General features: G+C 60.6%; 11 protein-coding genes. All 11 read left to right on the forward strand.

The features are described from left to right. Positions 1-154 precede the first annotated feature (154 nt). A complete protein-coding gene (locus EQV97_RS16360) occupies positions 155-1219 on the forward strand; it encodes a pilus assembly protein PilM (protein ID WP_045061941.1) in 1065 nt (354 codons plus the stop codon). Then, entirely contained in the window at positions 1219-1785 is a 567-nt protein-coding gene (locus tag EQV97_RS16365; protein ID WP_201147806.1) for a PilN domain-containing protein, read from the forward strand. The genes EQV97_RS16360 and EQV97_RS16365 overlap by 1 nt, the downstream gene beginning before the upstream one ends. Continuing rightward, positions 1782-2405, forward strand: coding sequence for a type 4a pilus biogenesis protein PilO (gene pilO, locus EQV97_RS16370; protein ID WP_201147807.1), 624 nt, complete (start codon positions 1782-1784; stop codon positions 2403-2405). The genes EQV97_RS16365 and pilO overlap by 4 nt, the downstream gene beginning before the upstream one ends. After that, positions 2402-2929, forward strand: coding sequence for a pilus assembly protein PilP (locus EQV97_RS16375; protein WP_122841486.1), 528 nt, complete (start codon positions 2402-2404; stop codon positions 2927-2929). The genes pilO and EQV97_RS16375 overlap by 4 nt, the downstream gene beginning before the upstream one ends. Before the next feature lie 13 nt (positions 2930-2942). Next, the gene (pilQ, locus tag EQV97_RS16380; protein WP_122841487.1) at positions 2943-5015 is read left to right on the forward strand and encodes a type IV pilus secretin PilQ; all 2073 of its coding nucleotides are present in this window, start codon (positions 2943-2945) and stop codon (positions 5013-5015) included. Positions 5016-5019: 4 nt separating this feature from the next. Continuing rightward, positions 5020-5538, forward strand: coding sequence for a shikimate kinase AroK (gene aroK, locus EQV97_RS16385; protein WP_045061936.1), 519 nt, complete (start codon positions 5020-5022; stop codon positions 5536-5538). Between the two features lie 150 nt (positions 5539-5688). Further along, the gene (aroB, locus tag EQV97_RS16390) at positions 5689-6789 is read left to right on the forward strand and encodes a 3-dehydroquinate synthase (RefSeq protein ID WP_122841488.1); all 1101 of its coding nucleotides are present in this window, start codon (positions 5689-5691) and stop codon (positions 6787-6789) included. Positions 6790-6799: 10 nt separating this feature from the next. Then, positions 6800-8395, forward strand: a complete 1596-nt coding sequence (locus EQV97_RS16395; protein WP_045061934.1) for an AAA family ATPase — start codon at positions 6800-6802, stop codon at positions 8393-8395. Between the two features lie 351 nt (positions 8396-8746). Next, positions 8747-13195: a glutamate synthase large subunit gene (gltB, locus tag EQV97_RS16400; protein WP_122841489.1), complete on the forward strand. Its 4449-nt coding sequence runs from the start codon at positions 8747-8749 to the stop codon at positions 13193-13195. Positions 13196-13228: 33 nt separating this feature from the next. Further along, positions 13229-14647 carry an FAD-dependent oxidoreductase gene (locus EQV97_RS16405; protein ID WP_045061932.1) on the forward strand — a complete coding sequence of 473 codons (1419 nt, stop codon included), beginning with the start codon at positions 13229-13231 and terminating at the stop codon, positions 14645-14647. Between the two features lie 249 nt (positions 14648-14896). Next, complete coding sequence (hemE, locus tag EQV97_RS16410) at positions 14897-15964, forward strand: uroporphyrinogen decarboxylase (RefSeq protein WP_122841490.1); 1068 nt, start codon at positions 14897-14899, stop codon at positions 15962-15964. Positions 15965-16011: the final 47 nt, after the last annotated feature.

Raw genomic sequence — 16011 nt, forward strand, 5'->3', positions numbered from 1 at the left:
CCCGAGCTTGGAGTAAAAACTGGTAAAAAATCGCTGGGCATTATAAGCATTTTTCCGTCGCGGGGCGTCATTTGCGCTGTTGTCAAGACGGGCGGGTTGAACGCAATGGACATTACAGAGTCCGTAACTCACGGATAGTCATAGGGAATGGGTAGTGCTAGGACTCTTCAATAAAAAGGCCAACACGCTTCTGGGGATCGACATCAGCTCCACGTCGGTGAAGCTTCTGGAGTTAAGTCGTCAAGGCGAGCGCTACCGGGTTGAGGCCTATGCAGTCGAGCCGCTGCCCGCCAATGCAGTCATCGAAAAGAATATCGCTGAACTCGAAGGTGTCGGGCAGGCATTGTCGCGCGTGCTGATCAAGGCCAGGACCAATCTCAGGAATGTGGCGGTGGCGGTGGCCGGTTCGGCGGTGATCACCAAGACAATCGAGATGGATGCCGGCCTCTCCGACGACGAGCTGGAAAACCAGCTGAAGATCGAGGCCGATCAATACATTCCCTATCCCCTGGACGAAGTCGCCATCGACTTCGAAGTCCAGGGGCCTTCGGTGCGAAACCCGGCACGAGTCAATGTGCTGCTGGCCGCCTGCCGCAAGGAAAATGTCGAAGTCCGTGAGGCTGCCCTGGCACTGGCCGGCCTTACCGCGCGGGTGGTCGATGTCGAGGCCTATGCGCTGGAGCGCTCGTTCGGCCTGCTGACTGGCCATCTGGCCAGCCCCCAGGGGCAGTTGACCGTGGCCGTGGTCGACATCGGTGCAACCATGACCACCCTCAGTGTTTTGCACAAGGGGCGAATTATCTACACCCGCGAGCAGTTGTTCGGGGGGCGTCAGTTGACCGAAGAAATCCAGCGTCGCTACGGCCTGACCCTTGAGCAGGCAGGGCTGGCGAAAAAACAGGGTGGCCTGCCGGACGATTACGTCAGTGAGGTGTTGCAACCGTTTCGCGAGGCGCTGGTGCAACAGGTCTCCCGTTCGTTGCAGTTTTTCTTCGCGTCTGGCCAATACAATGCGGTCGACCACATTCTGCTGGCCGGCGGCACGGCGTCAGTTCCGGGGCTGGACCGCTTGATCGAGCAGCGCCTGAATACGCCGACCCAGGTGGCCAATCCATTTTCCGACATGACCCTGAGCAGCAAGGTCAACGCCGGTGCCCTGGCCAGTGATGCGCCGGCACTGATGATCGCTTGCGGGCTGGCACTCAGGAGTTTTGACTGATGGCGCGGATCAATCTTCTACCCTGGCGCGAGGAACTGCGCGAGGAACGCCGCAAACGCTTCCTGGTGACCCTCGTTGGGGTCCTGGTAGGCTCCGTGGGGGCGGTGCTGATTGCGGACCAGGTCATCACAGCGGCCGTTGACCGTCAGCTCGCGCGCAACGATTACATCGGCAAGCAGATTGCCGTTGTCGATGAGCGGATCAAGCAGATCAGCGACTTGAAGGCACGCCGCCAGCAGCTCATCGAGCGCATGCGCATCATCCAGGACCTGCAGGGCAATCGGCCAATCAGCGGGCGGATATTCGACCAGCTGGCGCGCACGTTGCCGGACGGGGTGTATTTCACCGAAGTCAAAATGGTCGGCACTACCTTGTCCATTACCGGTGCTGCCGAGTCCAATAATCGCGTGTCTGACCTGATGCGCAATCTTGACGGCTCCGACTGGTTCGATGCCCCCAGCCTGACCGAGGTCAAGGCCACTACGGCGGGTCAGCTCGACCAGGCGAACATCTTCCAGTTGACGGTTCGACAGACCCAGCCCGCCGCTGTGGAGGACGGTCAATGAGTCCATCGGAATGGTTTGCCGGACTGCGCAACGTTGATATCAACGACCTGGACACCAACAACATCGGCTCATGGCCGCCGGCGATCAAGGCGATCGCGGGTGGGCTGCTGATGGTGCTGGTACTGGCCCTGGGGTATCACTTTTACCTCAGCGACCTGGAAACCCAGCTGGACAGCAAGCGTGAGGAGGAGCTGACACTCAAGGAGCAATTCACCTCCAAGGCCCGCATGGCCGCCAATCTCGAGCTGTACACCCAGCAGATGAAAGAGATGGAAAACTCCTTTGGCGTGTTGCTGCGCCAACTGCCCAGCGACACCGAGGTGCCGGGCCTGCTGGAGGACATCACTCGCACCGGGCTCGGGAGTGGGCTGGAGTTCGAAGAGATCAAGTTGCTGCCGGAAGTTACCCAGCAGTTCTACATCGAACTACCGATCCAGATCACCGTGACCGGGGCCTATCACGACCTGGCGACCTTCGTCAGCGGTGTGGCCGGCCTGCCCCGGATCGTCACGCTGCATGACTTCGACATTGCTGCGGCCGACCCGGATGGCGGGACGAAGTTACGCATGAGTATCCTCGCCAAGACCTACCGCTATAACGACAAGGGGGCGCCGAAATGAGCCCGATCCGTTGTTTGGCCATGGTGCTCGTCGTGCTCGGGTTGGCCGGCTGTGGCAAGGGCGACGACGTCAGCGACCTCGATGCCTACATGAACGAAGTTCGCCTGCGCCCACCGGGGAAGATAGAGCCAACGCCGATTTTCCGCTCCTACCCGACGTTCACCTACAGCGCCGCCAACCTGCGAAGCCCGTTTTCCCGGCAGGTCAGGGTGGACCTGGCTGGCCAGAAGCACGGTTCGCGCAACGTCAAGCCTGATCCTGCCCGGGCCAAGCAGTACCTGGAAGGTTTCAACATCGAGCAGTTTGAAATGGTCGGCACGATTTCCAATGCAACCGGCTCCTTTGCGCTGCTGCGCGGGGCTGGCGGCGTGCATCGATTGAAAGTCGGTGACTACCTTGGGCGCAACGATGGGCGCATTGTCGCCATCAGCGGCTCGCAGGTCGACGTGATCGAAATCGTCCCCGACGGCCAGGGAGCCTGGCTGGAACGGCCGCGAACCATACCTTTGAAAGAGCATTCATAGTGGGACTCGAATCATGAACAGGATTTTCTCAGCCCTCGGTATTTCGCTATGGATAGCGCTGCTTTCGCCGATGGCACAAGCGGCCAATCTGAAGACGCTGGACGTTGCCGCACTGCCTGGGGACCGCATCGAGTTGAAGCTGTCGTTCGATGGCACGCCTCCCACGCCCAAGGGCTACACCACCGAGTCACCGGCGCGGATCGCACTCGACCTGCCCGGGGTGGTCAGCCAGCTGTCCAGCAAGACCCGCGACCTGGGTGGCGGCAATGCCCGCAGTGCCACGGTGGTGGAAGCCAAGGACCGGACGCGGCTGATCATCAACCTGACGCAGTTGTCCCCCTACACCTCGCGGGTCGAAGGCAACACCCTGTTTGTGGTTGTCGGCCAGGGCGCGAGCAAGGCTGCATCCCGACCGGTCGCCAGCGCGCCGCGTGCCGTCACGTCGCCGGCCCCGGCGAAAGCCTACGCGCCGGTAGCCAAGGCTATTCGCAGCGTTGACTTCCAGCGTGGCACCCAGGGCGAGGGCAATGTGGTCATCGACCTGTCCGATCCATCCATCGCCCCGGACATTCAAGAGCGCGAGGGCAAGATCATCCTTGGCTTCGCCCGAACCCAGCTGCCAGAGTCCCTGCGAGTCCGCCTGGACGTGAAGGATTTCGCCACGCCGGTGCAATTCGTCAATGCCAGTGCCACCGGGGACCGTGCGACCATCAGCATCGAACCCAGTGGCGCGTTCGACTACTCGACCTATCAGACCGACAACAAGCTCACCGTCAGCATTCGGGCGATGACCGTCGACGACCTGCAAAAACGCAATGCCGAGCGCTTCGCCTACAGTGGCGAGAAACTTTCGCTGAATTTCCAGGACATCGATGTGCGCTCGGTGCTGCAGTTGATTGCCGACTTCACCAACCTCAATCTGGTGGCCAGTGACACGGTCCAGGGCGGCATTACCCTGCGCCTGCAAAATGTGCCGTGGGACCAGGCGCTGGACCTGGTGCTGAAGACCAAGGGCCTGGACAAGCGCATGGTCGGCAACGTCTTGCTGGTTGCGCCGGCGGAGGAAATTGCCGCTCGCGAGCGCCAGGAGCTGGAGTCGCAAAAGCAGATCGCCGAACTGGCCCCCCTGCGTCGCGAGCTGCTGCAGGTCAACTACGCCAAGGCTGCCGATATCGCCAAGCTGTTCCAGTCGGTCACCAGTGCCGAAGCGAAAGTCGACGAGCGTGGTTCGATCACCGTCGATGAGCGCACCAACAACATCATTGCCTACCAGACCCAGAATCGTCTCGACGAACTTCGTCGCATCGTGGCGCAGCTGGATATTCCGGTGCGTCAGGTGATGATCGAGGCGCGAATTGTCGAGGCCAACGTCGATTACGACAAGAGTCTCGGCGTGCGCTGGGGTGGTTCGGTGCAGAAGGGCAACTGGAACTCCTCGGGGGTCAACGGCTCGTCCACCACTATTGGTACACCGGGCAGCACGGGCACCAATTCGCCTTTCGTCGACCTGGGCACCTCGGCTAATACCTCGGGAATCGGCATCGCGTTCATTACCGATAACGTGTTGCTCGACCTGGAACTGACGGCGATGGAAAAAACCGGCAACGGCGAAATCGTCTCGCAACCCAAGGTCGTCACCTCCGACAAGGAAACCGCGAAGATCCTCAAGGGCACCGAGATTCCGTATCAGGAAGCCAGTTCCAGCGGTGCCACATCCGTGTCCTTCAAGGAGGCATCGCTGTCGCTGGAAGTGACCCCGCAGATCACCCCGGACAACCGCATCATCATGGAGGTCAAGGTCACCAAGGATGAGCCGGATTACCTGAACAAGGTGCAGGACGTACCGCCGATCAAGAAAAACGAGGTCAATGCCAAGGTGTTGGTCAACGATGGCGAGACCATCGTCATCGGTGGCGTTTTCTCAAATACTCAAAGCAAGGTTGTAGATAAGGTGCCATTTCTCGGCGATGTGCCGTATCTTGGCCGCCTTTTCCGGCGTGACGTGGTTTCGGAGAAAAAATCCGAGCTGTTGGTGTTTCTCACACCGCGTATCATGAATAACCAGGCGATTGCTGTGAGTCGTTGATTCTGTGCGAAATTTGATTCTTGTAGGACCGATGGGGGCTGGAAAAAGCACCATCGGCCGGTTACTGGCCAAAGAGCTGCGCCTGCCGTTCAAAGATTCCGACAAGGAAATTGAATTGCGCACGGGCGCCAATATCCCATGGATTTTCGATAAGGAAGGCGAGCCAGGCTTCCGTGATCGCGAGCAGGCGATGATTGCCGAGCTGTGCGCGTGCGATGGCGTGGTGTTGGCGACCGGCGGCGGTGCAGTCATGCGCGAAGCCAATCGTCGGGCGCTGCATGCCGGTGGTCGGGTCGTGTACCTGCATGCTTCCGTCGAGCAGCAGGTGGGGCGAACGTCCCGCGACCGCAATCGGCCGCTATTGCGCACGGCAGATCCGGCCAAGACACTTCGGGATCTGCTGGCGATTCGCGATCCGCTCTATCGGGAAATCGCCGATCTGGTGGTGGAAACCGATGAGCGGCCGCCGCGAATGGTGGTGCTGGATATTCTCGAACGCTTGCAGCAACTGCCTCCCCGTTAAAGCGCGGCGCGAAATGCGCTATCCTCGGCCTCCAGTCGCCGCCGCTCTGGAGTGTGGCGGATGGCTACCGAACGGCGTCACACCAACAGAGGCCGCGGACATCGATAATTCAAGGCACGATGCCTGATTCCATCTTCACTGTGGGGACACATGCAGACACTCAAGGTCGATCTAGGCGAGCGCAGCTACCCGATTCATATTGGCGAAGGTTTGTTGGATCAGCCTGAGCTGCTGGCCCCGCATATTCGCGGACGGCAAGTGGCGATCATTTCCAACGAGACCGTCGCGCCGCTCTATCTCGAACGTCTGACCCGCAGCCTGGGGCAATTCTCGGTCATTTCCGTGGTGCTGCCCGACGGCGAAGCCTTCAAGACCTGGGAAACCCTGCAACTGATCTTCGACGGGCTGCTGACGGCACGTCACGATCGCCGCACCACCGTGATCGCCTTGGGCGGCGGGGTGATTGGTGACATGGCCGGTTTTGCCGCCGCCTGTTATCAGCGTGGTGTCGATTTCATTCAGGTCCCGACCACGCTGCTGTCGCAAGTCGACTCCTCGGTGGGCGGCAAGACCGGTATCAACCATCCGTTGGGCAAGAACATGGTCGGCGCCTTCTATCAGCCGAACGTGGTGCTGATCGACACGACCTCCCTGAACACTTTGCCGGCCCGCGAACTCTCTGCCGGGCTGGCTGAAGTGATCAAATACGGGCTGATCTGCGACGAGCCATTCCTCACCTGGCTCGAAGAGAACGTCGATCGCCTGCGCGCCCTGGACCAGACTGCCCTGACTTACGCGATTCAGCGCTCCTGCGCAGCCAAGGCTGCCGTGGTAGGCGCCGACGAGAAGGAAACGGGCGTACGCGCCACGTTGAACCTGGGGCATACCTTCGGCCACGCCATCGAAACGCATATGGGCTATGGTGTGTGGCTGCATGGTGAGGCGGTGGCTGCTGGCACTGTAATGGCGCTGGAAATGTCCGCACGCCTGGGCTGGATCAGCGAGCAGGAGCGTGATCGTGGCATCCGTCTGTTCCAGCGCGCCGGCCTGCCGGTTATCCCGCCTGAAGAGATGACTGAAGCCGATTTTCTCGAACACATGGCAATTGACAAGAAAGTGATCGACGGTCGTTTGCGCCTGGTGCTGCTGCGCCACATGGGCGAAGCGGTGGTGACCGACGATTATCCGAAAGAGGTTCTACAGGCCACGCTGGGAGCGGATTACCGCGCCCTGGCTCAGCTTAAAGGTTAATAAGATCCCGATGACTAGTTTGCACGCCGACGAGGCTTTCCTCGGCCATTACCAGTTGAGTCACGACCCTTTCGCTCCGCGGGTACCTGGCTTCAAATTTTTCCCTGCCCAGCGCAAGCCGGTGCTGGGACAACTGCATCATCTGGCGCGCTATAGCCAGTTGCTGCTGGTGGTCACCGGCCCGCAAGGCAGCGGCAAGACCCTGTTGCGCCAGGCCCTGGTGGCCAGTACCAACAAGCAATCGGTGCAGAGTGTGGTGGTTTCCGCCCGCGGTGCCGGTGATGCCGCCGGCGTGCTGCGCCAGGTGGCCCAGGCGCTGAATGTCGCCCAGCCGGAAATCGGCTCGATCCTGTCGCAGGTCGTACAGCTGGCCTTGACCGGGCAGGAAGTCTATCTGCTGGTGGATGACGCCGAGCAGCTTGACGAGTCAGCGCTGGAAGCCTTGCTGGCACTGGCCGCGGGTGCTCCCGAAGGCCGTCCGCATGTGTTCCTGTTCGGCGAGTCGTCGTTGATTGCCCAACTCGATGCGTTGAGCCTTGAAGAAGAGCGCTTTCACGTCATCGAATTGCAGCCTTACACCGAAGAGGAAACCCGCGAGTATCTGGATCAGCGGCTCGAAGGCGCTGGCCGGGGTATCGAACTTTTCACCGCTAATCAGATCTCTGATATTCATGAAAGCTCCGACGGTTGGCCTGGCAATATCAACCAGGTCGCCCGCGATGCGATGATCGAAGCCATGATTGCCAGCCGCTCAGCGGTCAAGCGTCCAAGTATGGGGTTCAACATGCCGAAGAAACACGTATTGGCGATTTCCGCCGTAGTCGTGGTCGCGGTAGCCGCCGCCTGGTTGATGCCAGGTCGCAGCAAAGCACCGACCACTGGCGCTCCTGCCAACGAGCAGGCGCAATTGCCGCTCGGCGAGGGTGCACCGCAACCTAACAGCAACGGTGCTCCAGCCGTGGAGTTCGCCGGTAATTCGCAGCCGATGCCGTTGCCGCTTGTCGGCAACTCGCAACCGGTCATGCGTGGCCCGCTGGCCGAAGCGGCGGGTGGCATCACTGAAGGTGACGATGGCGTGCCGGTTGAAGGCTCCAGCGCCACACCGCCGACCGTGACCACTTCTGCGCCGCCGGCCGGAATCCAGCCTGGCCCAGCGCCGACGCCGGCCGCCAAGCCTGCGCCAGCACCGACCCAGGTGGCCACTGCCAAGCCGGCTCCCGCACCTGTCGCCAAACCCGCGCCTGTGCCGGCCAAACCTGCCGCCGTGGCGACCGCCAAGCCTGCCGAGAAACCGGCAGCTGCCGCTGCCAAAGGCGCCGGTGGTACCTGGTACGCCGGGCAACCGACCAGCAACTACGTGGTGCAGATCCTTGGCACCAGCTCCGAAGCGTCTGCGCAAAACTTCGTGAAAGAGCAGGGCGGCGAGTACCGTTATTTCAAGAAAGTGCTCAACGGCAAGCCGCTGTACGTCATCACCTACGGTAACTTCGCCAACCGTGATGCAGCCCTTAGCGCCATCAAGGCCTTGCCAGCGAAGGTTCAGGCTGGTAAACCTTGGCCTCGCACTGTCGCCAGCGTCCAACAGGAACTGGCAACAACTCGCTGAAGATTCGGCGGCCTTACCCAGGCCGCCTCTCCCGGCACCTCAATATTTCCGCCTGTGCGCGCCTTCTCTACAGATCGCGTGCCTTGTGGTGTCTGCGTCACAGTAGTCTTTGAGTGGTTGCGGTCAAAAATCAAAAAAGTTTTGACTAGCACAGCATATCGCTTTAAACCTTTCACAAATGCGACATAGATTTGCGACAGTTCGTCGTCAAATTTGTGAGCCTCTGTGTCGGTGTGTACAATGACCTCCCTTTTGCTCCCGCAAAGCTGGCGTACGTTCGGCGCGGGTCGCAAGTGGTTGAATTGAAAAGAAATTTGCCTCGATAAGAGGCAGCCTGGTGAGAAAGTGTCTATGAAAGCAGGTCTGTACCAACCAGATGAATTCAAGGATAACTGCGGTTTCGGCCTGATAGCCCATATGCAGGGCGAGCCCAGTCATACCCTTTTGCAAACGGCCATCGAGGCCCTGACCTGCATGACCCACCGCGGTGGGATCAACGCCGACGGCAAGACCGGTGACGGTTGCGGTCTGCTGATTCAAAAGCCGGACGTGTTCCTGCGAGCGATCGCCCAGGAAACATTCGGCGTCGAACTGCCCAAGCAATATGCGGTGGGCATGGTCTTCTTCAATCAGGACCCGGTCAAAGCCGAAGCCGCACGCGAGAACATGAACCGCGAGATCCTGGCGGCGGGCCTGCAACTCGTCGGCTGGCGCAAAGTGCCGATCGACACCAGCGTCCTCGGCCGCCTGGCCCTTGAGCGCCTGCCGCAGATCGAGCAAGTGTTCATCGGCGGTGAAGGCCTGAGCGATCAGGACATGGCGATCAAGCTGTTCAGTTCCCGTCGTCGTTCGTCCGTGGCCAACGCTGCCGACACCGATCACTACATCTGCAGCTTTTCCCACAAGACCATTATCTACAAAGGCCTGATGATGCCGGCGGACCTCACCGCCTTCTATCCAGACCTGAGCGACCAGCGCCTGCAAACCGCGATTTGCGTGTTTCACCAGCGCTTCTCCACCAACACCCTGCCGAAATGGCCGCTGGCGCAACCGTTCCGCTTCCTGGCGCACAACGGTGAAATCAACACCATCACCGGCAACCGCAACTGGGCCGTGGCACGTCGTACAAAGTTTGCCAACGACCTGATGCCCGATCTGGAAGAACTCGGCCCGCTGGTCAACCGCGTCGGTTCCGATTCTTCCAGCATGGATAACATGCTCGAACTGATGGTGACCGGTGGCATCGACCTGTTCCGTGGTGTGCGGATGATCATTCCGCCTGCGTGGCAGAACGTCGAGACCATGGACCCGGATCTGCGTGCGTTCTACGAATACAACTCGATGCACATGGAACCGTGGGACGGCCCGGCCGGCGTGGTAATGACCGACGGTCGTTACGCGGTGTGCCTGCTCGACCGTAACGGTCTGCGTCCGGCGCGTTGGGTGACCACCAAGAACGGTTTCATCACCCTGGCCTCGGAAATCGGCGTCTGGAACTACCAGCCTGAAGATGTCATCGCCAAGGGCCGCGTTGGTCCGGGCCAGATCTTTGCCGTGGACACCGAAACCGGGCAGATCCTCGACACCGACGCCATCGACAACCGCTTGAAGTCGCGTCATCCGTACAAGCAATGGCTGCGCAAGAATGCCCTGCGCATCCAGGCAACCATGGAAGATAACGACCACGGCTCGGCGTTCTACGACGTTGACCAGCTCAAGCAATACATGAAGATGTATCAGGTCACGTTCGAAGAGCGCGACCAGGTGCTGCGACCGCTTGGCGAGCAAGGTTATGAAGCCGTCGGCTCGATGGGCGACGACACGCCGATGGCTGTGCTGTCCCAGCGCGTGCGCACGCCGTACGACTATTTCCGCCAGCAATTCGCACAGGTCACCAACCCGCCGATCGATCCGCTGCGTGAAGCCATCGTCATGTCGCTGGAAATCTGCCTCGGTGCCGAGCGCAACATTTTCCAGGAGTCGCCGGAACACGCTTCGCGCGTGATCCTCAGCTCGCCGGTCATTTCCCCGGCCAAGTGGCGTTCGCTGATGAACCTCGATCGTCCGGGCTTCGAACGCCAGATCATCGACCTTAACTACGACGAAAGCGTCGGCCTCGAAGCGGCGATCCGCAACGTTGCCGACCAGGCTGAAGAAGCTGTGCGCGCCGGTCGTACCCAGGTTGTGCTGAGTGACCGGCACATTGCCCCTGGCAAGTTGCCGATCCACGCTTCGCTCGCCACCGGCGCGGTACACCACCGCCTGACCGAGAAAGGCCTGCGTTGCGACTCCAACATCCTGGTGGAGACCGCGACTGCGCGCGATCCGCACCACTTCGCAGTGTTGATCGGTTTCGGCGCCTCGGCGGTCTATCCGTTCCTGGCCTACGAAGTGCTGGGCGACCTGATCCGTACCGGTGAAGTGCTGGGCGACCTCTATGAGGTGTTCAAGAACTACCGCAAAGGCATCACCAAAGGTCTGTTGAAGATCCTGTCGAAGATGGGTATCTCCACCATTACCTCGTACCGCGGTGCGCAGCTGTTCGAAGCCATCGGCCTGTCCGAAGAAGTGTGCGAGCTGAGCTTCCGTGGCGTGCCAAGCCGCATCAAGGGTGCGCGTTTCGTCGACATCGAAGCCGAGCAGAAAGCCCTGGCTGCCGAAGCCTGGAGCCCGCGCAAGCCAATCCAGCAGGGCGGTTTGCTGAAGTTCGTCCACGGTGGCGAATATCACGCGTACAACCCGGACGTGGTCAACACCCTGCAAGCCGCTGTGCAGCAGGGCGACTACAGCAAGTTCAAGGAATACACGGCGCTGGTGGACAACCGTCCGGTGTCGATGATTCGCGACATGTTCAAGGTCAAGACCCTGGACACGCCGCTGGACATCAGCGAGATCGAACCGCTGGAATCGGTGCTCAAGCGCTTCGATTCCGCGGGCATCTCCCTCGGTGCATTGTCGCCGGAAGCTCACGAAGCCCTGGCTGAAGCGATGAACCGCCTTGGTGCGCGTTCCAACTCCGGCGAAGGCGGCGAAGACCCGGCGCGCTACGGCACCATCAAGAGCTCGAAAATCAAGCAGGTGGCGACTGGCCGTTTTGGTGTGACCCCGGAATACCTGGTCAACGCTGAAGTGCTGCAGATCAAGGTCGCCCAAGGCGCCAAGCCCGGCGAAGGCGGTCAACTGCCCGGTGGCAAGGTCAACGGCCTGATCGCCAAGCTGCGTTACGCAGTGCCGGGCGTGACCCTGATCTCGCCGCCGCCGCACCACGACATCTATTCGATCGAAGATTTGTCGCAGCTGATTTTCGACCTCAAGCAAGTCAATCCGAAGGCGCTGGTCTCGGTGAAGCTGGTAGCAGAAGCCGGCGTCGGCACCATTGCTGCCGGTGTGGCCAAGGCCTATGCGGACTTGATCACTATCTCCGGCTACGACGGCGGCACCGGCGCATCGCCGCTGACCTCGATCAAATACGCGGGCGCACCGTGGGAACTCGGCCTGGCCGAAACCCACCAGACCCTGCGTGGCAACGACCTGCGCGGAAAAGTGCGGGTACAAACCGACGGCGGCCTGAAAACCGGGCTCGACGTGATCAAGGCCGCAATCCTCGGCGCTGAAAGCTTTGGCTTCGGTACCGCGCCAATGATCGCCCTGGGCTGCAAATACCTGCGCATCTGCCACTTGAACAACTGCGCCACCGGCGTCGCGACCCAAAACGAGAAGCTGCGCAAGGATCACTACATCGGCACCGTCGACATGGTGGTGAACTTCTTCACCTACGTCGCCGAAGAAACCCGTGAGTGGCTGGCCAAGCTGGGCGTGCGCTCCCTCGAAGAGCTGATCGGTCGTACCGATCTGCTGGACATCCTCGAAGGCCAGACCGCCAAGCAGCAACACCTGGACCTGACCCCGTTGCTCGGCAGCGATCACATCCCGGCGGACAAGCCTCAGTTCTGCCAGGTTGAGCGCAACCCGCCGTTCGACAAAGGTTTGCTGGCCGAGAAAATGGTCGACATGGCCACCTCTGCCATCAACGACAAGAGCGGCGCCGATTTTGCCCTGGACATCTGCAACTGCGACCGTTCGATCGGCGCACGGATCTCCGGCGAAATCGCGCGCAAGCATGGCAACCAGGGCATGGCGAACGCGCCGATCACCTTCCGCTTCAAAGGAACGGCCGGTCAGAGCTTCGGTGTGTGGAACGCTGGCGGCTTGAACATGTACCTGGAAGGCGATGCCAACGACTACGTCGGCAAGGGCATGACCGGTGGCAAACTGGTCATCGTGCCGCCCAAGGGCAGCATCTACAAGACTCAGGACAGTGCCATCATCGGCAACACCTGCCTGTATGGCGCTACCGGTGGCAAACTGTTCGCCGCCGGTACTGCGGGCGAGCGTTTTGCCGTGCGTAACTCCGGTGCTCATACCGTAGTCGAAGGCACGGGCGATCACTGCTGCGAGTACATGACCGGCGGTTTCGTCTGCGTCCTGGGCAAGACCGGCTACAACTTCGGTTCAGGCATGACCGGCGGTTTCGCCTACGTGCTCGACCAGGACAACAGCTTCGTTGACCGGGTCAACCACGAACTGGTGGAAATCCAGCGCATCAGCGGCGAAGCGATGGAAGCCTATCGCAGCCACCTGCAGCGCGTGCTCGACGAATACGTCGCGGAAACCGACAGCGAATGGGGTCGTAACCTCGCTGAAAACCTCGATGACTATCTGCGTCGTTTCTGGCTGGTCAAGCCCAAGGCTGCCAACTTGAAATCGTTGCTTTCCAGCACCCGTGCCAACCCGCAGTGATATGCGCCTGAAGAGTTTGATGAGGTTTTAACAATGGCTGAACGTCTGAATAATGACTTCCAGTTCATCGAGGTCGGGCGCAAGGATCCGAAGAAGAAACTGTTGCGTCAACGCAAGAAAGAGTTCGTGGAGATCTACGAACCTTTCAAACCCCAGCATTCGGCCGATCAGGCCCACCGCTGCCTGGGTTGCGGTAACCCGTATTGCGAATGGAAGTGCCCGGTGCACAACTTCATTCCGAACTGGCTGAAGCTGGTGGCCGAGGGCAACATCCTCCAGGCCGCCGAACTGTCGCACCAGACCAACACACTGCCGGAAGTGTGCGGGCGAGTGTGCCCGCAGGATCGTCTGTGCGAGGGTGCGTGCACCCTCAACGACGGCTTCGGCGCAGTGACCATCGGTTCGGTCGAGAAATACATCACCGATACCGCGTTCGCCATGGGCTGGCGCCCGGACATGTCCAAGGTCAAGCCGACCGGCAAGCGTGTTGCGATTATCGGCGCGGGCCCGGCCGGTCTGGGCTGTGCCGACGTACTGGTGCGTGGCGGCGTGACCCCGGTGGTATTCGACAAGAACCCGGAAATCGGCGGCCTGCTGACCTTCGGTATTCCCGAGTTCAAGCTGGAAAAGACTGTGTTGAGCAATCGTCGCGAAGTCTTCACCGGCATGGGCATCGAGTTCCGCCTGAACACCGAAGTGGGCAAGGACGTGACCGTCGAGCAACTGCTTGAAGAATACGATGCCGTGTTCATGGGCATGGGCACCTACACCTACATGAAGGGCGGCTTTGCCGGTGAGGACCTGCCGGGCGTGCATGACGCGCTCGACTTCCTGATTGCCAACGTTAATCGCAACCTGGGCTTTGAAAAGTCGCCGGAAGATTTCGTCGACATGAAAGGCAAGAAGGTGGTGGTGCTGGGTGGCGGCGACACGGCGATGGACTGCAACCGTACGTCGATTCGCCAGGGTGCCAAATCGGTGACCTGCGCCTATCGTCGCGACGAAGCCAACATGCCGGGCTCGCGCAAAGAGGTGAAGAACGCCAAGGAAGAGGGCGTGAAATTCCTCTACAACCGCCAGCCGATCGCCATTGTCGGTGAAGACCGCGTCGAAGGCGTGAAAGTGGTTGAGACCCGTCTCGGCGAACCGGACGCCCGTGGCCGTCGCAGCCCCGAGCCGATCCCGGGCTCCGAAGAAATCATCCCGGCCGACGCCGTGGTGATCGCCTTTGGTTTCCGCCCTAGCCCGGCGTCTTGGTTCGAACAGCACAGCATCCAGACCGACAGCCAGGGCCGCGTTGTGGCCCCGGAGCAAGGTCAGTACAAACACCAGACCAGCAACCCGAAAATCTTCGCCGGTGGCGATATGGTTCGCGGCTCTGACCTGGTGGTGACGGCGATCTTCGAAGGCCGCAACGCCGCCGAAGGGATTCTGGATTACCTGGGCGTCTAAGCCCAATCCTGAGCTGAAATGCAGTAACTCCTGTGGGAGCTGGCCTGCCGGCGATAGCATCACCTCGGTCTGACTGACTACCGAGGTGGCCGCATCGCTGGCAGGCCAGCTCCCACAGTTGTTTCTCGGTGTTGCGAACACTGTGTTCCAGCGCGACAAATTGACCCGATAGACAAAAGGCTGACCTGCAACCGTGCCTTTTGCCTCGCGCTCTGAGAAAATGCCCGCACTTTTTTTCCGGATGCCGACATGACTGCCCTGAAGAACGACCGTTTCCTTCGCGCCCTGCTCAAGCAACCCGTAGACGTCACGCCTGTGTGGATGATGCGTCAGGCCGGTCGCTACTTGCCGGAATACCGCGCCAGCCGTGCCAAGGCCGGTGATTTCATGAGCCTGTGCATGAACCCGGAGTTCGCTTGCGAAGTCACCATGCAGCCGCTCGACCGCTATCCGCAACTGGACGCGGCGATCCTGTTCTCCGACATCCTGACCATTCCTGACGCCATGGGCCAGGGCCTGTACTTCGAGACGGGCGAAGGTCCGCGCTTCAAGAAAGTCGTCAGCACCCTGGCCGACATCGAAGCCCTGCCGATTCCTGACCCGCATAAAGACCTCGGCTACGTCATGGACGCGGTCAGCACCATCCGCCGCGAACTGAACGGCCGTGTGCCGCTAATCGGCTTCTCTGGCAGCCCATGGACCCTGGCCACCTACATGGTCGAAGGCGGCTCGTCGAAAGACTACCGCAAGACCAAAACCATGCTCTACGACAATCCGCAGGCCTTGCACCTGTTACTGGACAAGCTGGCTCAGTCGGTCACCAGCTACCTCAACGGCCAGATCATGGCCGGTGCCCAGGCGGTGCAGATCTTCGATAGCTGGGGGGGCAACCTCTCGGCGGCGGCTTACCAGGAGTTCTCCCTGGCCTACATGCGCAAGATCGTCAGCGGCCTGATCCGCGAACACGAAGGTCGCAAGGTACCAGTCATCCTGTTCACCAAGGGTGGGGGGCTGTGGCTTGAAAGCATCGCCGATGCCGGCGCTGATGCGCTGGGTCTGGACTGGACCTGTGACATCGGCAGTGCCCGTGATCGCGTCGGCGGCAAAGTTGCGCTGCAGGGCAACATGGACCCGACCGTGCTCTACGCCAAGCCTGAAGCCATTCGTACCGAAGTCGGACGGATTCTGGCCAGCTACGGCAAGGGCAGCGGGCACGTATTCAATCTCGGCCATGGCATTACACCGGAGGTCAATCCGGAACACGCCGGCGCGTTCCTGCGCGCGGTGCATGAGTTGTCGGCGCAGTATCACGAGTAATCGTCGCCCAATAAAAAGCGCCCGGCTGATGCCGGGCGTTTTTGTTT

Origin of the sequence: Pseudomonas sp. TMW22090 (assembly GCF_022496665.1) — a bacterium.
In the GTDB taxonomy this organism is placed as follows: Bacteria; Pseudomonadota; Gammaproteobacteria; order Pseudomonadales; family Pseudomonadaceae; genus Aquipseudomonas; species Aquipseudomonas gregormendelii.

Coding starts and splice junctions, on each gene's coding strand:
- EQV97_RS16395 (WP_045061934.1), top strand. CDS start 6,800: ATGACTAGTTTGCACGCCGACGAGGCTTTCCTCGGCCATTACCAGTTG.
- hemE (WP_122841490.1), top strand. CDS start 14,897: ATGACTGCCCTGAAGAACGACCGTTTCCTTCGCGCCCTGCTCAAGCAA.
- EQV97_RS16375 (WP_122841486.1), top strand. CDS start 2,402: ATGAGCCCGATCCGTTGTTTGGCCATGGTGCTCGTCGTGCTCGGGTTG.
- pilQ (WP_122841487.1), top strand. CDS start 2,943: ATGAACAGGATTTTCTCAGCCCTCGGTATTTCGCTATGGATAGCGCTG.
- EQV97_RS16365 (WP_201147806.1), top strand. CDS start 1,219: ATGGCGCGGATCAATCTTCTACCCTGGCGCGAGGAACTGCGCGAGGAA.
- pilO (WP_201147807.1), top strand. CDS start 1,782: ATGAGTCCATCGGAATGGTTTGCCGGACTGCGCAACGTTGATATCAAC.
- gltB (WP_122841489.1), top strand. CDS start 8,747: ATGAAAGCAGGTCTGTACCAACCAGATGAATTCAAGGATAACTGCGGT.
- aroB (WP_122841488.1), top strand. CDS start 5,689: ATGCAGACACTCAAGGTCGATCTAGGCGAGCGCAGCTACCCGATTCAT.
- EQV97_RS16405 (WP_045061932.1), top strand. CDS start 13,229: ATGGCTGAACGTCTGAATAATGACTTCCAGTTCATCGAGGTCGGGCGC.